This window comes from Metapseudomonas resinovorans DSM 21078 (assembly GCF_000423545.1).
Taxonomy (GTDB): Bacteria; Pseudomonadota; Gammaproteobacteria; order Pseudomonadales; family Pseudomonadaceae; genus Metapseudomonas; species Metapseudomonas resinovorans.
Genome location: NZ_KE384030.1, coordinates 197,405 through 217,909 on the forward strand (window position 1 = coordinate 197,405; position 20,505 = coordinate 217,909).

The 20,505-nt window shown below is 64.7% G+C and carries 17 protein-coding genes; 5 read left to right on the plus strand and 12 right to left on the minus strand.

The window, feature by feature from the left end; all coding sequences use genetic code 11:
- Positions 1-73 precede the first annotated feature (73 nt).
- The 11 genes from purH to G559_RS0124365 all read right to left on the minus strand — a co-directional run bounded on the left by purH (position 74) and on the right by G559_RS0124365 (position 13,710).
- Positions 74-1,681, minus strand: a complete 1,608-nt coding sequence (purH, locus tag G559_RS0124315) for a bifunctional phosphoribosylaminoimidazolecarboxamide formyltransferase/IMP cyclohydrolase (protein WP_028630725.1) — start codon at positions 1,679-1,681, stop codon at positions 74-76.
- A 114-nt stretch (positions 1,682-1,795) separates the two neighbouring features.
- Positions 1,796-2,116, minus strand: a complete 321-nt coding sequence (fis, locus tag G559_RS0124320; RefSeq protein ID WP_028630726.1) for a DNA-binding transcriptional regulator Fis — start codon at positions 2,114-2,116, stop codon at positions 1,796-1,798.
- Complete coding sequence (gene dusB, locus G559_RS0124325; RefSeq protein WP_028630727.1) at positions 2,113-3,108, minus strand: tRNA dihydrouridine synthase DusB; 996 nt, start codon at positions 3,106-3,108, stop codon at positions 2,113-2,115. Before dusB ends, fis begins: the two co-directional genes overlap by 4 nt.
- A gap of 178 nt (positions 3,109-3,286) precedes the next feature.
- Complete coding sequence (locus G559_RS0124330) at positions 3,287-4,636, minus strand: DUF3426 domain-containing protein (RefSeq protein ID WP_028630728.1); 1,350 nt, start codon at positions 4,634-4,636, stop codon at positions 3,287-3,289.
- 58 nt (positions 4,637-4,694) lie between these two features.
- Positions 4,695-5,573: a 50S ribosomal protein L11 methyltransferase gene (gene prmA / locus G559_RS0124335; RefSeq protein ID WP_028630729.1), complete on the minus strand. Its 879-nt coding sequence runs from the start codon at positions 5,571-5,573 to the stop codon at positions 4,695-4,697.
- A 127-nt stretch (positions 5,574-5,700) separates the two neighbouring features.
- A complete protein-coding gene (gene accC, locus G559_RS0124340) occupies positions 5,701-7,050 on the minus strand; it encodes an acetyl-CoA carboxylase biotin carboxylase subunit (protein WP_028630730.1) in 1,350 nt (449 codons plus the stop codon).
- A gap of 17 nt (positions 7,051-7,067) precedes the next feature.
- Positions 7,068-7,529: an acetyl-CoA carboxylase biotin carboxyl carrier protein gene (accB, locus tag G559_RS0124345; RefSeq protein WP_028630731.1), complete on the minus strand. Its 462-nt coding sequence runs from the start codon at positions 7,527-7,529 to the stop codon at positions 7,068-7,070.
- 25 nt (positions 7,530-7,554) lie between these two features.
- Positions 7,555-7,998, minus strand: a complete 444-nt coding sequence (gene aroQ / locus G559_RS0124350) for a type II 3-dehydroquinate dehydratase (protein ID WP_028630732.1) — start codon at positions 7,996-7,998, stop codon at positions 7,555-7,557.
- 123 nt (positions 7,999-8,121) lie between these two features.
- A complete protein-coding gene (locus G559_RS0124355; protein ID WP_028630733.1) occupies positions 8,122-9,900 on the minus strand; it encodes a protein-disulfide reductase DsbD in 1,779 nt (592 codons plus the stop codon).
- Positions 9,901-10,053: 153 nt separating this feature from the next.
- Complete coding sequence (locus tag G559_RS0124360; protein ID WP_028630734.1) at positions 10,054-12,018, minus strand: methyl-accepting chemotaxis protein; 1,965 nt, start codon at positions 12,016-12,018, stop codon at positions 10,054-10,056.
- 75 nt (positions 12,019-12,093) lie between these two features.
- On the minus strand, positions 12,094-13,710 hold the full coding sequence (locus G559_RS0124365; RefSeq protein ID WP_028630735.1) for a response regulator: 1,617 nt from the start codon (positions 13,708-13,710) through the stop codon (positions 12,094-12,096).
- Between the two features lie 282 nt (positions 13,711-13,992).
- Between G559_RS0124365 and G559_RS0124370 the strand changes: the two genes are divergently transcribed.
- The 5 genes from G559_RS0124370 to G559_RS0124390 all read left to right on the plus strand — a co-directional run bounded on the left by G559_RS0124370 (position 13,993) and on the right by G559_RS0124390 (position 19,279).
- Positions 13,993-15,063: a DUF2333 family protein gene (locus tag G559_RS0124370; RefSeq protein WP_028630736.1), complete on the plus strand. Its 1,071-nt coding sequence runs from the start codon at positions 13,993-13,995 to the stop codon at positions 15,061-15,063.
- Positions 15,063-15,587 (plus strand): NUDIX hydrolase, encoded by a 525-nt coding sequence (locus tag G559_RS0124375; protein ID WP_028630737.1) that lies wholly within the window; start codon positions 15,063-15,065, stop codon positions 15,585-15,587. Before G559_RS0124370 ends, G559_RS0124375 begins: the two co-directional genes overlap by 1 nt.
- 372 nt (positions 15,588-15,959) lie before the next feature.
- On the plus strand, positions 15,960-16,331 hold the full coding sequence (locus G559_RS0124380) for a translation initiation factor Sui1 (RefSeq protein WP_028630738.1): 372 nt from the start codon (positions 15,960-15,962) through the stop codon (positions 16,329-16,331).
- Between the two features lie 132 nt (positions 16,332-16,463).
- Positions 16,464-18,377: an arginine decarboxylase gene (gene speA, locus G559_RS0124385; RefSeq protein WP_028630739.1), complete on the plus strand. Its 1,914-nt coding sequence runs from the start codon at positions 16,464-16,466 to the stop codon at positions 18,375-18,377.
- Between the two features lie 278 nt (positions 18,378-18,655).
- Positions 18,656-19,279: an FMN-dependent NADH-azoreductase gene (locus G559_RS0124390; protein WP_028630740.1), complete on the plus strand. Its 624-nt coding sequence runs from the start codon at positions 18,656-18,658 to the stop codon at positions 19,277-19,279.
- Between the two features lie 751 nt (positions 19,280-20,030).
- Here G559_RS0124390 and G559_RS0124395 read toward each other — a convergent pair.
- Positions 20,031-20,489 (minus strand): DUF2214 family protein, encoded by a 459-nt coding sequence (locus G559_RS0124395; protein ID WP_028630741.1) that lies wholly within the window; start codon positions 20,487-20,489, stop codon positions 20,031-20,033.
- Positions 20,490-20,505 lie beyond the last annotated feature (16 nt).

Consider the following 20,505-nt stretch of genomic DNA (forward strand, 5'->3'; position numbering starts at 1 on the left):
CGGAGTTGCCTTCTGGCAATGAGCATTGGGGACGGGGCGGGCAACACAGCAGACGCCTGCTCGAGGGCGACCGTTAGTGTCTAAAGTGGCGCATGCCGGTGAACACCATCGCGATGCCTGCTTCGTCGGCGGCGGCGATGACTTCGTTGTCACGCATGGAGCCACCCGGCTGGATCACCGCGGTGATGCCGGCCTTGGCTGCGTTGTCGATGCCGTCGCGGAACGGGAAGAAGGCGTCGGACGCCATGACCGCACCTTTCACTTCGAGACCGGCATGCTCGGCCTTGATGGCGGCGATGCGGGCGGAGTTGACGCGGCTCATCTGGCCGGCGCCGACGCCGACGGTCTGGCGGTTCTTTGCGTAGACGATGGCGTTGGATTTGACGAACTTGGCCACTTTCCAGGCGAAGATCAGGTCGTGGATTTCCTGCTCGCTCGGGGCGCGCTGGGTGACGATCTTCAGGTCTTCCGCCTTGATCATGCCGATGTCGCGGCTCTGTACCAGCAGGCCGCCGTTGACGCGCTTGAAGTCCCAGCCTGCGGCACGCTCAGCCGGCCATTCACCGCATTCCAGCAGACGCACGTTGGCCTTGGCAGCGACCACTTCACGAGCGGCGGCGGAGATTTTCGGCGCGATGATGACTTCGACGAACTGGCGCTCGACGATGGCCTTGGCGGTTTCGCCATCCAGCTCGCGGTTGAAGGCGATGATGCCGCCGAAGGCGGATTCGGTATCGGTGGCGTAGGCCAGGTCGTAGGCCTTGCGAATGCCGCCTTCGTTTTCCGGTACCACGGCCACGCCGCACGGGTTGGCGTGCTTGACGATGACGCAGGCCGGCTTGACGAAGCTCTTCACGCACTCCAGCGCGGCGTCGGTATCGGCCACGTTGTTGAAGGAGAGTTCCTTGCCCTGCAGCTGAATGGCGGTGGAGACGCTGGCTTCGCCCTTTTTCGCTTCCACGTAGAACGCCGCGCTCTGGTGCGGGTTCTCGCCGTAGCGCATTTCCTGGGCCTTGACGAACTGGCTGTTGAAGGTGCGCGGGAAGGCGCCACGGCCTTCGGTGGACAGGGTGTCACGTGCCTGGTCGATGGTGCCCAGGTAGTTGGCGATCATGCCGTCGTAGGCGGAGGTGTGCTCGAACGCCTTGAGGGCCAGGTCGAAACGCTGGGCGTAGGTCAGGCCGCCGGCTTTCAGGCCTTCGAGGACGCTGGCGTAGTCGCTGGCGTTGACCACGATGGCGACGTCCTTGTGGTTCTTCGCGGCGCTGCGGACCATGGTCGGGCCGCCGATATCGATGTTCTCGATGGCGGTGGGCAGGTCGCAGTCAGGCTTGGCGACGGTGGCCTCGAAGGGGTAGAGGTTGACCGCGACCAGGTCGATCGGCTTGATGCCGTGTTGTTCCATCACCGCGCCGTCGAGGTCGCGACGGCCGAGGATGCCGCCATGGATCTTCGGGTGCAGGGTCTTCACGCGACCGTCCATCATTTCCGGGAAGCCGGTGTAGTCAGCGACTTCCACGGCGGCGATGGCGTTGTCCTTGAGCAGCTTGTAGGTGCCGCCGGTGGAGAGGATTTCCACGCCAAGGGCAGCCAGTTCACGGGCGAATTCGACGATGCCGGTCTTGTCGGAGACGCTGATCAGGGCGCGGCGAACGGGAAGGCGGGTGGTCTGGTCGGTCATTTCGGAACCATTCGAGTGGGAGAGGATTTAGCGGCTAGGCCTGAAACTGGAAGCCGGAAGCTTGACCGTCGGGGAGCGTCCCGCTTCAAGCTTCCGGCTTCCAGCGCCCGACCTTCAGAGCAGGTCGTATTGCTTGAGCTTCTTTCGCAGCGTGCCCCGATTGAGGCCGAGCATCTCGGAAGCCTTGGTCTGGTTACCCTTGACGTAGTTCATCACGGATTCCAGCAACGGCGCTTCCACTTCGGAAAGCACCAGGTTGTACACGTCCGTGACGGCGGCGCCCTCAAGATGGGCAAAATAGTTGTGCAGTGCCTTTTCGACACTGCCACGCAGGGTCTGGCCCTCTGCGGTGGGCGCCGTCAGGTGCTGTTTAAGGTTAGCGTTGTCGCTCACGGGTGTTGCCCCATCAAAAAAATTCTCGGTCATCGTCGTCATGCGGCCTTTTCCCCTTCGTTGTGACGCTCGGCGAAGAACTCCCGAACGTTGGCGCACTGCGCGTCCGTGGACTCCAAACGATTGAACTTGGCGCGAAACTCCCTGGCGCCCGGCAGGGTTGCCAGATACCAGCCGACATGCTTGCGGGCGATGCGAACGCCCATCTCGTCGCCATAGAAGGCGTGCAGTGCGGCCAGGTGTTCCAGCAGTATCCGTTCCACCTCGATCAAGCCCGGCGCCGGCAGTAGTTCACCGGTCGCCAGGTAATGCGCGATCTCGCGGAAGATCCAGGGTCGCCCCTGGGCCGCTCGACCGATCAGCAGGGCATCGGCGCCGGTGGCGTCGAGGACCTGTCTGGCTTTCTGTGGCGAATCGATATCGCCGTTGGCAAAGACCGGAATCGACACCGCCTGCTTGATCGCTGCGATGGTGTCGTACTCCGCTTCACCGGTGTACAGGTCGGCGCGGGTCCGGCCGTGGACGGCCAGGGCCTGGATACCAGCCTGTTCGGCGATTTTCGCCACTGTGATGCCGTTCCTGTTCGATCGGTCCCAGCCGGTCCGGATCTTCAGGGTGACGGGCACGTCGACGGCCTTGACCACGGCGTTGAGGATGTCGGCCACCAGGGCTTCGTCCTTCATCAGCGCCGAGCCGGCGGCCTTGTTGCAGACCTTCTTCGCCGGGCAGCCCATGTTGATGTCGATGATCTGCGCACCGAGTTCAACATTGGCCCTTGCCGCTTCTGCCAGCATGTCCGGATCTCCACCGGCTATCTGGACGGAGCGGGGCTCCGGGTCCCCTTCGTGGAGCAGGCGCAGTCGCGACTTGCGGCTGTTCCACAGGCGCACGTCGCTGGTGACCATTTCCGATACCACCATGCCGGCGCCGAGGCGGCGGCAAAGCAGACGGAACGGCCGGTCGGTCACACCCGCCATGGGGGCGAGTATCACCTGATTGGGCAAGGCATAAGGGCCAATGCTAACCGCCGACATAGGTCTTCCCTGTTTGGGGCCTGCTCAGATGAGTGCTGGGGGAGTTCGAAAAAGGGTGGGCATGATACCCGCTCTCGATGACTGGATAAAGGCTGTTTTGAACAAATTCTGAACAGCCCTGCGCTTATTGCCGGGAGTTAGAAATGCCCTGGAGGCGCCGGAATCCGGCGCTTGCGGCTTATTCGGGGGAGTGGAAGCTGAGGCTGTAGTTCACGGCCTTGGTGCCTGGGTCGAGGATGTCCAGGCTGATGTGGATGGGGGTCTGCGGCGGCATCTCTGCCTGCCCGGCCAGTTCGCCGGAGAGGTATTCGCCGGGCTTGAAGCGGCGGCTGGCCAGCAACTGGCCATTGATGTCGGCGAAACGCAGTTCCAGCAGCGGGAACGGCTGGGCGAAGGCGGCGCGGTTGTAGAGGATCGCGTCGACCACCAGGGCGCCTGAGAACTCGGGGTGGCTGCGGACCACCAGGTTGCTGCTCTTGATCAGCGCGATGTCCACCTTGGAAGGCAACTGGCAGCCGATCTCCGGGCAGATTTGCTGGAACCAGGGGCGGTACTGGTCCTGTCGCGCCAATTCGTCGAAGTGATACCAGACGTACTGAGTGGCCAGGGCGAAGGCGCCGAACAGGTTCAGCAGGGTCCAGCCGATCCAGCGGCCCCAGGGGCGTCTGGATTCCTGCCAGTCGAGTTGCAGGGGCTCGTCGCTGAGGTCAAGCAGGCCTTCTTCGCGCAGGCCGGGCTCGTTGCGCTGGGGCTGCTGGCGTGAGGGGGCTGCGGTTTGCGGTTCGTCGAGGTCATCGTCGACGTCGTTGTCCAGGTCGTCGGGCTCGTCGTCGCGGGCGGAGCCGAGGCTGAAGTCCGGGCCGGGCTCGTCTTCCACCAGGTCCATGGACAGGCTGGGCTCGGTGCGCGGGGCCGGTTTGGGTGGCTCCTCCGGGCTGCGACCGACCGGTTCGGCACTGGGCTCGGCACGTCGTTCGAAGTCGGGCTCCGGCGCTGGCTCCGGTTCGGAGGCGGGTGCCGAGGGGGCCTTGTGCTCTTCGGCTTCCAGCAGGGCTTCGGCCCAGCCTTCATCATGACGGGGTGCTGGTTGCGCTTCGGCGCGTGCCGGTGCGTTAGGGCCGAGCAAGTCACGGGACAGGCGTTGTTCTTCCTGTTCCAGCTTGGCCAGCTCCTCATCCAGGTCGAGGCTGTCGAGGTCCAGGTCGTCGTGGATCCACAGGGTTTCGCTGCCGGCCGGTTTGGCTGGCGCCTGCGCTTGCGGTGCAACCGGCTGATTGAGCACGGTGGCGACACTGGGGACTGCGACCTGGGGCGCCTCTGTCCTGGGCGCAGGGGGCGGGGTTGGTGCCTTGGGTTTACTGGCCGTCGGAGCCGCCTGGCCCTTCGCCGCCAACAGCTGTTGCGCCGCATTGAACACATGCAGACAGGCTCCGCAGCGCACGGCGCCATGGGCCACGGCCAGTTGGGCGCGGCTGACGCGGAAACTGGTCTGGCATTGTGGGCATTGGGTGACGAAACTGTCGGTCATGCGGCGATCCGGTCGAAACTAAAGGCTATTTTACTCGATCCATTGGGTTTCCAGCGCTTCAGCGGCGCACGCCACTGATGCGTACCCAGCCGTCCTTCTCTGCCGTGGGGTCGAGATCGAATGCGTCGGCGTAGGCGGCGCGTACTTCCTCGGCCTGCTCGGCGAGGATGCCGGACAGGGCCAGGCGTCCGCGCGGTGCCACCAGGCTGGTGATCTGCGGCGCCAGGGACACCAGCGGGCCGGCGAGGATGTTGGCCACCACTACTTCGGCGGGCTTGGCCGGCAGGTCGGCAGGCAGGTAGACCGGGAAGCGCGCCGGGTCGATGCCGTTGCGCGAGGCGTTGTCGCGAGAGGCTTCCAGGGCCTGGGGGTCGATGTCGGTGCCCACGGCCTGGCGCGCGCCCAGCAGCAAAGCTGCGATGGCGAGGATGCCCGAACCGCAGCCGAAATCCAGCACTTCGCAACCGTCGAGCTTCTGGTCGTCCAGCCATTCCAGGCACAGGGCGGTGGTCGGGTGGGTGCCGGTGCCGAAGGCCAGGCCAGGGTCCAGTAGCAGGTTCACCGCGCCCGGTTCGGGCGCTTCATGCCAGCTCGGTACGATCCACAGGCGGCGGCCGAAGCGCATGGGCTGGAAGTTGTCCATCCAGCTGCGTTCCCAATCCTGGTCCTCGATGCGCTCTATCAGGTGCTCCGGCAGCGTGCCACCGGTCAGCAGCTCAAGGTGCGCCACCAGACTGGCTTCGTCGGTGTCGGCCTCGAACAGGGCCAGCAGGTGGGTGTGGGTCCAGAGCGGGGTGGTGCCCAGGTCCGGCTCGAAAATCGGCTGGTCCTCGGCATCCATGAAGGTCACTGAGACCGCTCCCACTTCCAGCAGGGCGTCTTCGTAGGTTTCCGCCTGTTCCGGGGTGATGGCGAGACGAACTTGTAACCAGGGCATGGCGGGACCTCTTGAATATTCAGCGTGCACACGCGGCAGGCGCGCAAGCTTACTTGAGCACAGGCCGGAAAAACACAAGGGCCGCCAGTTGGCAGCCCTTGTGTCGTGGATCAGGCACCGACGGTGATCAGTGCTTGTCCATACCGAGTTTCTTTTCCAGGTAGTGGATGTTGATACCACCCTTGCAGAAACCCTTGTCGCGCGTGAGGTTGCGGTGCAACGGGATGTTGGTCTTGATCCCGTCGACGACGATCTCGTCCAGCGCATTGCGCATGCGCGCCATGGCTTCGTCGCGATCTTTGCCATAGGTGATCAGCTTGCCGATCAGCGAATCGTAGTTCGGCGGAACCGCGTAGCCACTGTACAGGTGCGAGTCGACGCGAACGCCGTTTCCGCCCGGGGCATGGAAGTAGGTCACCTTGCCGGGACTGGGCATGAAGTTGTCCGGGTCTTCGGCGTTGATCCGGCATTCCAGCGCATGGCCACGGATGACCACGTCTTCCTGCTTGATCGACAGCTTGTTGCCGGCGGCGATGCTGAGCATTTCCTTGACGATGTCGATGCCGGTGACCATTTCGGTAACCGGGTGCTCTACCTGCACGCGAGTGTTCATCTCGATGAAGTAGAAGCGACCGTTCTCGTAGAGGAACTCGAAGGTGCCGGCGCCGCGGTAGCCGATTTCGATACAGGCCTGGACACAACGGTCCAGTACTTCGGCGCGGGCCTTCTCGTCGATACCCGGGGCAGGGGCTTCTTCCAGCACCTTCTGGTGACGGCGCTGCAAGGAGCAGTCGCGGTCGCCGAGGTGGATGGCGTTGCCCTGGCCGTCGGACAGGACCTGGACTTCGACGTGGCGCGGGTTGGTGAGGAACTTCTCCAGGTAGACCATGGGGTTGCCGAACGCCGCACCGGCTTCGGTACGGGTCAGCTTGGCCGACTTGATCAGTTCTTCTTCGTCATGCACCACGCGCATGCCGCGACCACCGCCGCCACCGGCTGCCTTGATGATTACGGGGTAACCCACTTCGCGCGCGATGGCGAGTGCGGTTTCCTCGTCTTCCGGCAGCGGGCCGTCGGAGCCCGGTACGGTCGGTACGCCGGAGCGCTTCATGGCGTCCTTGGCCGAAACCTTGTCGCCCATCAGGCGAATGGTGTCGGCTTTCGGGCCGATGAAGGCAAAACCGGATTTCTCCACTTGTTCGGCGAAATCGGCGTTCTCGGCGAGGAAGCCGTAGCCCGGGTGGATCGCGGTAGCGCCGGTGAGTTCGGCGGCGCTGATGATCGCTGGGATGCTCAGGTAGGACTGGGCTGCCGAAGCCGGGCCGATGCAGACGGTCTCATCGGCCAGGGACAGGTGCATCAGCTCACGGTCGGCCGTGGAGTGCACTGCCACCGTCTTGATGCCCAGCTCCTTGCAGGCGCGCAGGATGCGCAGGGCAATCTCGCCACGGTTGGCGATCAGGACTTTTTCCAACATCGCAGGCTCTCCGCGGTTCAAACGATGGTGAACAGCGGCTGGTCGTACTCAACCGGCTGACCGTTTTCCACCAGGACGGATTCGATCACGCCGCTGGTCTCGGCCTCGATGTGGTTCATCATCTTCATGGCTTCGACGATGCAGAGGATGTCGCCTTTCTTCACGCTCTGGCCGACTTCGACGAAGGAAGCAGTCGTCGGGGACGGCGAGCGGTAGAAGGTGCCGACCATCGGCGAGCGCACGACACTGCCATTCAGCTTCGGTGCAGCCGGGGCCGCGGCTTCAGCAGCGGCGGCCGGGGCAGCAGCAACCGGAGCAGCTACCGGCGCAGGGGCGGCAGCGTAAATGGGTTGACCCGCGAAGGCCTTGTTGCTGTGACGGCTGATGCGCACGGACTCTTCGCCCTCGCGGATCTCCAGTTCGTCGATACCGGACTCTTCCAGCAGTTCGATCAGTTTCTTGACTTTACGGATATCCATTAATCATCAACTCCCAAGGGTGAGGTCAGGGGCGTTCAAGGTGTTCTAGCGCCGCGTCCAGGGCCAGGCGGTAGCCGGTGGCACCCAGACCGCAGATCACTCCCACGGCAACGTCGGAAAAGTAGGAGTGATGGCGAAAAGGTTCTCGCTTGTGCACGTTGGACAGGTGCACTTCGATGAATGGGATGCTCACTGCGAGCAATGCGTCACGTAGGGCGACACTTGTATGCGTGAAAGCCGCAGGATTGATGATGATGAAGTCCACTCCTTCACCACGGGCGGCATGAATCCGGTCGATCAGTTCGTACTCGGCATTGCTCTGCAGGTACATCAGATGGTGTCCGGCTTCGCGGGCGCGGCGCTCCAGGTCCTGGTTGATCTCGGCCAGGGTGGTAGCCCCGTATTTGTCGGGTTCGCGGGTCCCCAGCAGGTTGAGGTTGGGGCCATGCAGGACGAGCAGGGTGGCCATGCTGTTTTGTTCCTTATTGGAGGCCAGGCGGCACTATGCCGGATAGCCGGAAAGGCTGTCCAGTTGCCAACAATAGTCGACAAGATGCCCGGTGTTTACGGCAAATATATGACGTTGCATGCATCAGCGCGATGCATTCGCCTGTTGCAGACGAGCGGCGAAGGCCTTGGCATCGACTTCACCTACGACTCGCAGATCGGCCAGTTCGTCACCCCGCCCGTTGAAAAACAGGATGGCCGGCGGTCCGAACAGCTTGTAGCGGTCGAGTAACGCGCGTTGTTCCGCGTTGCTCTCGGTCATGTCGAAGCGGATCAGGCGGTAGCCGCCCAGCTGCGAGGTAACCTCCGTGGCAGTAAGGACTTCACGCTCGATCACCTTGCAACTAATGCACCAGTCGGCATACCAGTCCAGCAGCAGCGGCTGGCCAGAGCCCTTGGCTTCGGCCAGGGCACCGGTGAGTTCCGCCGGGGTCTTGATGGTCTGCCATTGCCCGGTGGCTGGCGCGACAGACGGCGCACCAACCAGGTGCGTGCGGCCCAGCGGGCGCAACGGGTCGGTTTCACCCTGAAGGGCGCCGGCCCAGGCGGCCACGGCGTACACCAGCAGGACCAGGCCGCCGAGCTGCGCCAAGCGCTCGCGGGGCGCCTTGGGAGTGAACTCCAGGGCCCCGAGGAACAGCGCCACGCCGCCGGCCAGCAGGCCCCAGAGGCCTAGGGCCAGGGGGCCGGGCAGGACGCGTTCGAGCATCCACACCGCCACCGCCAGCAGTAGCACGCCGAAGGCGTTGCGTACGGCGACCATCCACTGGCCGGCCTTGGGCAGAAGCGCGCCACCGCCAGTGGCGAACAGCACCAGGGGAGCGCCCATGCCCAGGCCGAGTGCGAAGAGTTTCAGGCCGCCACCCAGGGCATCGCCGCTTGCACTGATATAAAGCAGCGCTCCGGCCAGCGGTGCGGAAACACAAGGGGAAACCAGCAGGCTGGAGACTACGCCGAGCAGTGCGGCGCTCCAGATCGAACCGCCCTTGGTGCTGCCGGCCAAGGTGTCCAGCGGGCCGCTGATGAAGCGCGGCAGGCGCAGTTCATAGAGGCCGAACATGGCCAGGGCAAAGGCGGTGAAGAAGGCGGCGAAAGGCACCAGTACCCAGGGGGATTGCAGTCGCGCCTGGAGGTTGAGTTCGGCACCGAACACGCCCATCAGCGCGCCCAGCAGGGCGAAGCAGGCAGCCATCGGCAGCACGTAGGCCAATGACAGCACCAGGCCGCGGCTGCCACCCGCCTGGCCGCGCAGTACCACGCCGGAGAGGATCGGCAGCATCGGCAGCACGCAGGGGGTGAAGGTCAGGCCCAGGCCAGCGAGGAAGAACAGCGCCAGTTCGTGCCAGCTCCAGCCTTTGCCCGTGGCGGTACCGCCAATTCCAGACGCGTCGCCGCCCGTCGCGCCAGCGGCCAGCTTCAGCACCTCGGTTTCCGGCGGATAGCACAGGCCCTTGTCGGCGCAGCCCTGGTAGGTCACGCGTAACTCGGTCGGTGCCTTGCGGGCCGGGTCTACCGGCAGGTCCACGTCCAGCACGCCGTAATAGACCTCCACATCACCGAAGTACTCGTCGGTCTTGTGCTCGCCGGCGGGCAGCACCGGCTGTCCCAGGCCGCTGTCGGCGGGTTCGGCGCGGAACTGGAAACGATGGCGATAGAGGTAGTAGCCCTCGGCATTGGTGAAGCGCAGCTTCACCGAGGTAGGTGTGCTTTCCACCAGGCTGAGGCGGAAGGCCTCGCGCACCGGCAGGAAATCGCCACTGTTATTGAGGGAGGCACCCAGGTTCGGGTTCGGGCGGTTGTCCAGCAACCCTGCGCTAGCGGGCAGGGCCACCAGCAGCAGGATCAGGCTCAGCAGGCGGCGCATGGAAGTCTCTTGGGCAGAAAGTGCTCGCATCATAGCGAACCTCGGCGCCTTCCTGCAGGCTCCAGGCTGTAAGCGGTTTTGTCCTCGGGCTGAAAGGTCTGGGGGTGGAGGGTAGGAGAAAGCTCCGGCGCGACAATCCGTCACGCCATAGCGTCAGACGCGGAAGGCCTGCACCGCCGTATGCAGTTCGCCACCCAGCTGCAGCAGGCGCTCGCCCTGGCTGCGGCTTTCGCTGATGCGTGCCAGGTTGTCGCCGCCCAGTTGATGGATCTGCTCGCTGTGGTCGCGGATGTCGCTCACCGCACCGCTCTGCTGGGCGGTGGCGTCGGCGATGCGCTCGGCCATGCTGGCGATGGTGCGGATGGCGCTGACCACTTCCACCAGCGCGCCGTCGGCGGCCGCGGCCTGCTCGGCGCTGGCTTCTGCGTGCTCCACCTGGATGCGCATGGCTTCCACCGACTGCCGCGCCGCCTGTTGCAGGCGGGCGATCAGTTGCTGGATTTCCGTGGTGGCGCCGGTGGTGCGCTGGGACAGGGAGCGTACTTCCTCGGCAACGACAGCGAAGCCGCGGCCCATTTCTCCGGCGCGGGCGGCTTCGATGGCGGCGTTGAGGGCCAGCAGGTTGGTCTGCTCGGCAATGCCGCGGATCACCGTCAGCACCTTGTCAATGGTTTCGGTCTCTTCGGCCAGGCGCTCCACGGCCTGCGCGTTGTTCTGCACTTCGCCCACCAGTTGGTGCAGGCCGGCCAGGCTCTGGTCGATCACGCTCTGGCCTTGCTCCACGGCAAGCCCGGCGTCGCGACTGGCATCCGCGGCCAGGCTGGCGTCACCGGCCACCTGCTGGATGGTGCTTTCCAGCTCGCCCAGCGCGTCGCGTATCTGTGCGGTGCCGCCGGCCTGGTCTTCGGCGCCGGCATGCAGGCCGTTGTTCAGGTCGGCCAGGGCACTGCTGCTGCCGGCCACCCGTTCGGCGTGCTGGCGGATGGTGCCGACCAGTTCGCCAAGGTAATCGCGCAAGCGGTTGAGCGAGTCTTCGATGCGGCGCAGGTCGAGGGTGTTGGAGCCCAGGGCGATGGGGCGGCTGAAGTCGCCGGCGGCCCAGGCACCCAGGGCGGCCACCAGGCGACCTAGGACCTGCGTCAGACGGCGCTGGATGCGGTCGATGCACAGGGCGATGAGCAGGATCAGGCCGATCATCAGACCCTGCATCAGGCGGACCTCACCCTGGATGCGGCCGTGCTCGGCGCGCACTTGCGGCTCCAGCGCAGCCAGTGCGGCCTGCAGGGCATCCACTCGCTGGACGGTGGTGGCGGCCAGTTCGGCGCGACGCTGGATCAGTTCGCGAGTGCGTGTCAGTTCACCCGGGTAGCGTTTGAGCAGGCCGGCCAGCTCGCGTTTGAGGGCGATGCCCCGGTCCTCGGCCTGACTGGTTTCGCTACTGCTTTCCAGGCCCATCATGGCGGCGAAGTCGTTGGCGGCCGAGTCGCTGCTGTCGGCTACGCCGAGCAGGGGCAGTTGTTCCAGCTGGGCGCTGTCGCGGCCCAGGGCTTCCAGCTCGCGCTCGACATCGGCGGCCAACTCGTCGCGGCCACTGGCAACCAGCTTGGCCCGGGCCTGGCTGAGGCGATTGAGGTGCTGGGCGGCGGCAAACAGCGGCGCGCGGTAGTCGCCGGCGGTCGGGGTGCTGGCGGAGTCGGCGTACCGGGCGAGCTGATCAAGGGAACCGGCGATTTCCCGCTCGGCCTGGATCAGCAGGCCCTGGGGGTCGCCTGCCAACTTGCCGGCGGCGAGCAGTTCGCCGCGAGTGAATTCGCGCAACTCGACGAAGCTGGGCAGCAGGTCGCGGGTGAACTCCTCGGGAAGCTGGCCGAGGCGCTGTTCCAGGTTGTCGATGCCCTGGCTGGCCGCGCTGTGACGCAGGGCGTCGCCGCTATTGAGATAGGCCTGGACGTTGTCCGCCACTTCACCGCGAAAGCGTTGGGCCAGTTCCAGGTACTGCTCCATCAACTGGTAGGGCCGCTGCAGGGCCTGCTGCGACCACCAGAGGGTGGCCCCCAATGCGAGGCACACAGTGACCAGCAGCAGGGTAATGAGGTTGGTGAGCAGTTTCAGGCGCATCTTGTCCTCGACAGGCTTCTGAGGGATGGCCAGATGATATTGCGGTTTAGTGACAGTCCCGTGACGGCGGGGAGGTCAGTCCTGGTGCAACTCCACCCGGTTGCGCCCGCCGTGTTTGGCGCGGTAGAGCGCTTCGTCGGCCTGCTTGGAGAGCTGGTTGATGTCGAGGCCGTCCTGCAGTTGGGCGATACCGCAACTGAAGGTGCAGGACAGGTCGTGGGGTTGCGCCGGGTAGCGGATCTCGGCGAAGCGGCGGCGGATTTCTTCCAGCACGCGGTGCGCAGCCGCCAGGTCGGTATCGGGGAGTACCACGGCGAATTCCTCGCCCCCATAGCGGCCAATGTGGTCGGTCTTGCGCAGGCGTTGCTTGAGGAACAGGGCGAGGCTTTTGATCACCCGGTCGCCCATGGGGTGGCCGTAGGTGTCGTTGACCTTCTTGAAGTGGTCGATATCGAGCATGGCGAAGCACAGCGGCTTGCCGTCCCGGCGTGCCCGGGAGCTGGCGTCTTCCAGTAACTGCAGGGTGTGGGTGTGGTTGAACAGCCCGGTGAGGCTGTCGCGCACCATGCGCGCCTTCAGGCTGCGCGCCCGCTTGGCGCGGGTGCGCACCGTGGCGATCAGGTGGCGCGGCTTGATCGGTTTGGTGAGGAAGTCGTCGCCGCCCTCGCTCATGGCGTCCAGCTGTTTATTCAGGTCGTCCTCGGCCGACAGATAAATGATCGGCACGCTGACGTAACGCTCGTGCTGGCGAATGACCTTGGCCAGTTCGGTGCCCAGGCATTCGGGCATGTACATGTCGAGGATGATCAGGTCTGGCTGGAAATCGGCCAGGGCCAACAGGGCCTGTACCGGCTCGGTGATGACGCGGGTGACGATGCCGGCCGAGTTGAGGACCAGTTCGGTATGGGTGGCCTGGGCTCGGGAGTCGTCAACCACCAGCACCTTGAACGGGTCGTAGTGAGCGGTGCGGGTCAGGGTTTCCAGCTTCTCCAGCAGGCTGGACGCATCCAGGGCGCCGGTGAAGAACTCCTGGCCGCCGGCGCGCACGGCAGTCAGGCGGGTCGGGGCGTCGGCCTCGTCATGGCTGAAGAAGATGATCGGCAGCTTCTGTTCCAGCCCTTGCTGGGCCTCGCGTGCCAGCTCCAGGCCCTGGCCCGGTCCGGAGAAGTCCACTTCAAGCACGATGGCTGCCGGATGCCGTTCGGCCATGGCCGAACGGAAGGCGTTGGCGCTCTCGCAGAGCTGCGCGTTGAGGCCGAAGAACTCCAGTTGCTGGGTCAGGCGCTCGGCGCGCTCCTTACTTTGCAGCGCCAGGTAAACCGGTTTGCGCAAGGGCGGCAGGAAGGTCTGCTCGAACTGGTCGCCATGACGCAGGCCGGTGCGCGACAGGCGCTGCATCAGCAGGCTGAGTTCAGTGATCAGGTCGCTCGACAGGCGGCCGCGATTCTCCTCGACGCCGCGCAGGCAATTACCGATGGCCATCGCAAGGCGGGTGTGCTCGGGCTGCTCGAAGCGTTCGGCATAGCGCTGCAGGTAGAGGCTGGCCTCGGCCAGCTCGGTCATGCAGGCCGTGCTCCACTCGCTGCGTTGCAGGCGCTGCCAGATCTCCAGGACATGTCGCGCCTGGTTGATCACCCGCTGGGCGAAGTGGTTCTTGAGTCTGTCGCGACTGGGATCTTCGTGCTCGGTCATGGCCGGGGGTGTCGCCTGGAGACGATCTAGATGATGGCTCCATGCTATCACCTTGTGTTCGGTACGCCAGTGCCATCTGTCCCGGTTTTGCACGAAATGCGGGGTAAATTTCGTCAACCGGTGGCCACAGGGCCGAAACAGGCGCGCGCGCCGGATGATGGTTTGGCTCGCGGCCACTGCGCTGCGCCCGCGCATCCCTTATAGTGCAGGACTCGCCCACGACACCCTTGGCGGGGCGTGGTCGAACCTTTCCGTGCTGATCGAAATTCGAAGGACACTGCCATGCTGGACTGGAAGAAGCGTATGGGCGACGCACGCGAGCGCGTCGATGATTCGGTTGACGATGTGCGCAGCTATTTCGGCGGGATCTGGCTGAGCCGCGCCCTCGGCAGCCTGCTGGTGATCTACCTGCTCGCCTGTGTGGTGGTGGGTTGGTACTGGAGCCGCGAGCCCGACCTCTTCCCCGTGCAGCAGGACGCCCAGGCGGCTGCCGAGCGCGCCGGTCGCCAGATGGTCAACGGCTACACCACGGTGGAAGCCCTCAAGACCGTGGCTCAGACCCTGCTCGACAAGAGCGGCGGCTACCTCTCCAACGACCTGGCCCCGCCTGGCCTCTGGCTGGACAACATGCCCAGCTGGGAATACGGCGTGCTGGTCCAGGTGCGCGACCTGTCCCGCGCCCTGCGCAAGGACTTCGCCCGCTCCCAGTCCCAGTCCACCGAGGACCCGGACCTGGCCAAGGCCGAGCCGCGCTTCAACTTCGATAACAAGAGCTGGGCGTTGCCCGCTGCAGAGGCCGAGTACAAGGAAGGTATCCGTTCCCTGGATCGCTTCCTGGCCCGCCTCTCCGACCCCAAGCAGCCCAACGCGCAGTTCTATTCCCGTGCCGACAACCTGAACAACTGGCTGGGCGACGTCGCCACCCGTCTCGGTTCGCTGTCCCAACGCCTGTCCGCCAGCGTCGGCCGAGTGCGCCTGAACACCGATATCAGCCCGGAAGCTGCCGCGGTCAGTGGCCAGGTACCAGCCGTGAGCGAAGAAGTCGTCGAGACGCCCTGGCTGCAGATCGACAACGTCTTCTATGAAGCCCGTGGCCAGGCCTGGGCGCTGTCGCACATCCTGCGCGCCATCGAAGTCGACTTCGCCGACGTCCTGGCGAAGAAGAACGCCACCATCAGCGTGCGGCAGATCATTCGTGAGCTGGAGGCTGCCCAGGAGCCGCTGTGGAGCCCCATGGTGCTGAACGGCAGCGGCTACGGCATCCTGGCGAACCACTCGCTGGTAATGGCCAACTACATCTCCCGCGCCAATGCCGCCGTCATCGACCTGCGCCAGTTGCTGGAGCAGGGCTGATGGTGATCGACGAACGCGAGGCGGCCCATCGTGCCGCCTCCGACGCCGAGCGGGTGGCCTGGGTCGATGAGGATGACCGCCCGCTCGGCGGTCTGCCTCGCGCCGAGTTGCGCGAGCGCGGACTGATCTCGCGCGGCACCTTCATCCTGCTGTTCAACACCGCCGGCCAGCTCTGCGTGCATCGCCGCACCCTGAGCAAGGCGCTTTATCCGGGCTACTGGGATGTGGCCGCCGGGGGCATGGTGCAGGAAGGCGAGGAGTACGCAGAATCCGCTGCCCGCGAGTTGGAAGAGGAACTCGGCATCGGCGGCGTGCCGCTGCGCGAGCATGGCCGCTTCTATTTCGACGAGCCGGGCAACCGCCTCTGGGGGGCTGTGTTCTCCGCCGTTTCCGACGCGCCGCTCAAGCTGCAGCCGGAGGAGGTAATGGACGCGCGGTTCATGGACGTGCAGGACGCTTTGGTCCAGCAGCCTTGCTGCCCGGACTCCCTCAAGGCGCTGAAGCTCTACCTCGCTTCCGTCTAGGCTGCTCTTCCACCTTGTATTTCAATCGCCAAGGGTTGCGCAGCAGCCCCGCAGTCCTGGGAGGCAGACCTTCGGCCTGCTTGGCGAATGAATTCGCCCTTACATTGAAAATGCCCCGAACACCTTCTCAACCCGCGCCAGGCGCGGGTTTGTGCAGAATCCCGGACCCTTTCGTGCGGGATGCTGCACGAGGTCGCCAATCTGTCGATCAATGGCGCATTTTCGTACTTAGCATTCGCCGCGATAACTGCTAAATTTCGCCGCCTTTCAACCCTGGCCTCCCAGCCAGGCAGCGCTGCCCCTGCCAGAGTGGGGCTTCGCGGTCGGCTCCCCGCCGACCAGTCGCTATCCTGACCCCTACGAGGAAAGCCGGTGGTCAAGAAAGCTTCGTCCTTTGCCGCCCTGGGCGGCCTGGTGTACTCCACCGACAGCGGCCGGCACTGCCCGGAATGCCGCCAGCCTCTCGACGCCTGTGTCTGCAAGCAAGCCGCCGTGCCTGCTGGTGATGGCATTGCGCGCGTGCGCCGTGAAACCAAGGGCCGTGGCGGCAAGACCGTCACCACCGTCAGCGGCGTACCGCTGGCCGAAGATGCCCTGAAGGATCTGGCCAGTGCGCTCAAGCGTCGTTGTGGAACCGGTGGAGCCCTGAAGGACGGCGTGATCGAGATCCAGGGCGACCACGTGGGCCTGTTGCTTGAAGAACTCGCCAAGCGCGGCTTCAAGGCCAAGAAATCCGGCGGCTGAGCCACGGCTTTCTAAACTGACCGTCATAGCAGCGGTCAACACTCCAACGTCACACGACCGAATTAACCTGTCAGCGCCCGCCCGGCACGATCCGGCGGGCATGGCCCTTTTCTATCCCATAGGGGGAAACCGATGTCTGCACGACGCACGCGCAAGGACGATGGCACCAGCTGGACCGTGGCCGACAGCCGCAGTGTCTATGGCATTCGCCACTGGGGGGCCGGCTTTTTCGCGATTAACGAATCGGGTCGAGTCGAAGTACGCCCGCGCGGTCCCGGCAGTGCGCCGATCGATCTCTTCGAGCAGGTCGACACCCTGCGCGAGGCAGGCCTCAGCCTGCCGCTGCTGGTGCGCTTCCCGGATATCCTGCAAGAGCGCGTGCGCCAGCTGACCGGCGCCTTCGACGCCAATATCGAGCGTCTGGAGTACCAGAGCCGCTACACCGCCCTGTACCCGATCAAGGTCAACCAGCAGGAAGCGGTGGTGGAAAACATCATCGCCACCCAGAACGTATCCATCGGCCTGGAAGCCGGTTCCAAGCCCGAGCTGCTGGCTGTGCTGGCACTGGCGCCGAAGGGCGGCACCATCGTCTGCAACGGCTACAAGGACCGTGAGTTCATCCGCCTGGCACTCATGGGCCAGAAGCTCGGCCACAACGTCTTCATCGTGATCGAGAAGGAAGCCGAGGTGGAGTTCGTCATCGACATCGCCGCCGAGCTCAAGGTCGCCCCCCAGGTGGGCCTGCGCGTGCGCCTGTCGTCCCTGGCGTCCTCCAAGTGGGCCGACACCGGTGGCGAGAAGTCCAAATTCGGCCTTTCCGCCGCGCAGATCCTTTCCGTGGTCGAGCGCTTCCGCAAGGCTGGCCTGGACCAGGGCGTGCGCCTGCTGCACTTCCACATGGGCTCGCAGATCGCCAACCTGGCCGACTACCAGCACGGCTTCAAGGAAGCCATCCGCTACTACGCGGAGCTGCGCAACCTCGGACTGCCGGTCGACCACATCGACGTCGGCGGCGGCCTCGGCGTCGACTACGACGGCACCCACTCGCGCAACGCCAGCTCCATCAACTACGACATGGACGACTACGCCGGCGTGGTGGTGGGCATGCTCAAGGAGTTCTGCGACGCCCAGGGCCTGCCGCACCCGCACATCTTCTCCGAGAGCGGCCGCGCCATGACCGCGCACCACGCCGTGCTGGTGATGCAGGTGACTGACGTCGAACGCCACAACGACGCCGTGCCGCAGATCGACAACGTCGCCGAACAGCCGGAGATCGTCCGCTGGCTGATGGACCTGCTCGGCCCGACCGATGCCGAGATGGTCACCGAGACCTACTGGCGCGCCACTCACTACATGGGGGATGCCGCCTCTCAATACGCCGAAGGCAAACTGACCCTCGCCGAGAAGGCCCTGGCCGAGCAGACCTACTTCGCCATTTGCCGTCGCCTGCATAACCAGCTCAAGGCGCGCCAGCGTTCCCATCGCCAGGTGCTCGACGAACTGAACGACAAGCTGGCGGAGAAGTACATTTGCAACTTCTCGGTGTTCCAGAGCCTGCCGGACACCTGGGCCATCGGCCAGGTGCTGCCGATCATCCCGCTGCACCGCCTGGACGAGGAGCCCCTGCGCCGCGCCGTGCTGCAGGACCTGACCTGCGACTCCGACGGCAAGATCAACCAGTACGTGGACGAGCAGAGCATCGAGACCAGCATGCCGGTGCACGAGGTGCGCGAGGGTGAGGACTACCTGCTCGGCGTGTTCCTGGTAGGTGCCTACCAGGAGATCCTCGGTGACATGCACAACCTCTTCGGTGACACTGACTCGGTGAACGTCTACCAGAATGATGACGGCAGCGCGTATCACGCCGGCATCGAAACCCACGACACCATCGAAGACATGCTGCGCTATGTGCACCTGTCTCCCGAAGAGCTGATGGCGCACTACCGCGACAAGGTGGCCAGCGCCAAACTGAGCCCGCGCGAGCGCACCCAGTACATCGACGCCCTACGGCTGGGGCTGACCCGCTCGTCCTACCTGTCGTCCTGAGTGCCGGCCCATGATTGGCTGCGCGTCGGAATAACTGCGTTGAAACTGGCTTCGGAATGCTCATTTACAGTCGTAAACTCCGCTTCCTCCGCCAGTTTCGCCTTGTTCTTCTCTAGCTCGCACAATCGTGAACAGGCCCTGATGGGCGAGTGAATGAAAAAGCCTGGCTCCGCGCCGGGCTTTTTCTTGGGCCGCGATCCGACCAACCCCCTGGCAAATTCCCCGATCCGGCGCTTTCATTTCCGCCAGCCAATTCTGGTTTGTGCGGAGCACCTCAAATGCCGCGCGTCCTCCTGCTCGAATGTAGCCCCAACGACCTGGCATCCCCCGGCGGCCAACTGGCCCGGGAAATGGCCCGGCGCATCCATCCGAAGGCCGAGGTCATCGTGCGCAACCTCGTGCGCGAGCCGCTGCCGCCGCTCTGTGCAGGTTATGCCGAGGCGGTGGTGGGAAAGTCGGATTGCCCGGAGGCAGCCTTCACGCTTTCGGAGCAACTGATCGGTGAGCTGGAGGTGAGCCACTACCTGATCATCTCGACACCGATGCACAACTACATGGTGCCGGCGGCGCTGAAGCTCTGGCTGGACTACGTGGTGCGCATCCATCGTACTTTCGAGATATACGACGGCCGGCGCGACGGCCTGCTGGAAGACCGGCCCACCTTCGTGGTGCTGAGTTCGGGTGGGCATTACCTGGGGGCCAAGGCCAAGCAGATGGATTTCCTTTCCCCCTACCTGCGTCATGTGCTCGGCATCATCGGCCTGCATCATGTGGAGTACGTCCACCTGCAGGGCCTGGCCGATGGCGATGAAGCCGTGGCGGCGGCCCTGCAACAGGCGCGGGAGCGCCTGTCGTTCAATCCGGTCTTCGCCCCCGAACCTTTCCCCGACGTGGTCCTGTAGAAGGGGCGAATTCATTCGCCAAGGGATGCGCAGCATCCCCCGTTACGTTGGATGGACCACGCTTCATCGGTCCACCATGAATGTTGGGGGCGTCATCGGATGGTGGAAGTAAAAGGCGACTTCCACCCTACAAGCTGGGCGAATTCATTGGCTATGTCTGCGTTAAGTGTTGCTAGAACGTCCTGAGCCCAGCTGCTTGCCGAGTTCTGCGGATGTTTCTGGTTTCGTCCCCCCGGACGAGTCCCTTTCTCAAGCGCCGAAAGGAACCAAAGGGCTTGCCCCTGCATCCGGCCCCGGCTTCGCCGGGGTTCCCTCACTCCATCGTTGTTACTCGCTTCGCTCGCCCTTCGGGCCGCACTGAAGTGCGTTCGCTGCAAGCAGCGTCCGGGGGCCCAGCGAGAGGGGCCATCCATGGCCCCGCACGCCTCTCGCGGCATCCATGCCGCTCGTCCCCCTGCACAACGATTCCGCTCGGCCTCCTGAAGGGGCGCAGTCGCTGCCCCACCTCGTCAGCCCGGTTTCAGGCCCATGTGGGCTTCAGGATGGCTTGTACCTCGCCGGCGCGAGTCACCCCTCGCCCTCTGGGAGAGGGGCGGGGCGGGCCGCGTTCGGATGAGGGCTGCGTCAGGCTGGCCCGGAAGCCTGGAATGCCTGCGCTAGAGCGCTTAAATCAACTTTGCAACAGATAACGCAGACATAGCCAATTCATTCGCCAGGCAGGACGCAGTCCTGCCTGGGCCCGCTTGCAGCCTTAGCTGCCGATCACGCCGTAGCCACGCGCCATCAGCACCGCTAACAGCGGCAGGATCAATGCCAGCAGCAGCTCCAGGCGGATCACCATGATCACTGCCTTGGCCTTGCCGGGGCTGATCTCCGGCACTTGCCCGGCGCTCAGCGTATTGCGCCAGTTGAGGAAGACGAAGGTCGGGAAGCTGGAGAGCAGGGCGATCAGCACGAACAGCCCCATCTTGGCGTGGAACATCGCGTTACCCAGGTAGTAGTCCAGGCCCTTGCCGTACCAGACCACCCGCGCCAGGCCGGTGGCCAGCACCGCACCGGCGGCCAGGCCGTAGGCGATGTCGATGCGCACCAGGCTGCGGGCGCGTTCGAGGTCCAGCGGCAGTTTGAACAGTCGATGCTCCAGGACGAGCAGGGCGAAGAGCGCGAAGATCGACAGGAAATGCAGGTACGCGGCAATAGCTTGTCCCATGGGAACTCCTTCAGGT

Coding starts and splice junctions, on each gene's coding strand:
- purH (WP_028630725.1), bottom strand. CDS start 1,681: ATGACCGACCAGACCACCCGCCTTCCCGTTCGCCGCGCCCTGATCAGC.
- fis (WP_028630726.1), bottom strand. CDS start 2,116: ATGACGACGATGACCGAGAATTTTTTTGATGGGGCAACACCCGTGAGC.
- dusB (WP_028630727.1), bottom strand. CDS start 3,108: ATGTCGGCGGTTAGCATTGGCCCTTATGCCTTGCCCAATCAGGTGATA.
- G559_RS0124330 (WP_028630728.1), bottom strand. CDS start 4,636: ATGACCGACAGTTTCGTCACCCAATGCCCACAATGCCAGACCAGTTTC.
- prmA (WP_028630729.1), bottom strand. CDS start 5,573: ATGCCCTGGTTACAAGTTCGTCTCGCCATCACCCCGGAACAGGCGGAA.
- accC (WP_028630730.1), bottom strand. CDS start 7,050: ATGTTGGAAAAAGTCCTGATCGCCAACCGTGGCGAGATTGCCCTGCGC.
- accB (WP_028630731.1), bottom strand. CDS start 7,529: ATGGATATCCGTAAAGTCAAGAAACTGATCGAACTGCTGGAAGAGTCC.
- aroQ (WP_028630732.1), bottom strand. CDS start 7,998: ATGGCCACCCTGCTCGTCCTGCATGGCCCCAACCTCAACCTGCTGGGG.
- G559_RS0124355 (WP_028630733.1), bottom strand. CDS start 9,900: ATGCGCCGCCTGCTGAGCCTGATCCTGCTGCTGGTGGCCCTGCCCGCT.
- G559_RS0124360 (WP_028630734.1), bottom strand. CDS start 12,018: ATGCGCCTGAAACTGCTCACCAACCTCATTACCCTGCTGCTGGTCACT.
- G559_RS0124365 (WP_028630735.1), bottom strand. CDS start 13,710: ATGACCGAGCACGAAGATCCCAGTCGCGACAGACTCAAGAACCACTTC.
- G559_RS0124370 (WP_028630736.1), top strand. CDS start 13,993: ATGCTGGACTGGAAGAAGCGTATGGGCGACGCACGCGAGCGCGTCGAT.
- G559_RS0124375 (WP_028630737.1), top strand. CDS start 15,063: ATGGTGATCGACGAACGCGAGGCGGCCCATCGTGCCGCCTCCGACGCC.
- speA (WP_028630739.1), top strand. CDS start 16,464: ATGTCTGCACGACGCACGCGCAAGGACGATGGCACCAGCTGGACCGTG.
- G559_RS0124390 (WP_028630740.1), top strand. CDS start 18,656: ATGCCGCGCGTCCTCCTGCTCGAATGTAGCCCCAACGACCTGGCATCC.
- G559_RS0124395 (WP_028630741.1), bottom strand. CDS start 20,489: ATGGGACAAGCTATTGCCGCGTACCTGCATTTCCTGTCGATCTTCGCG.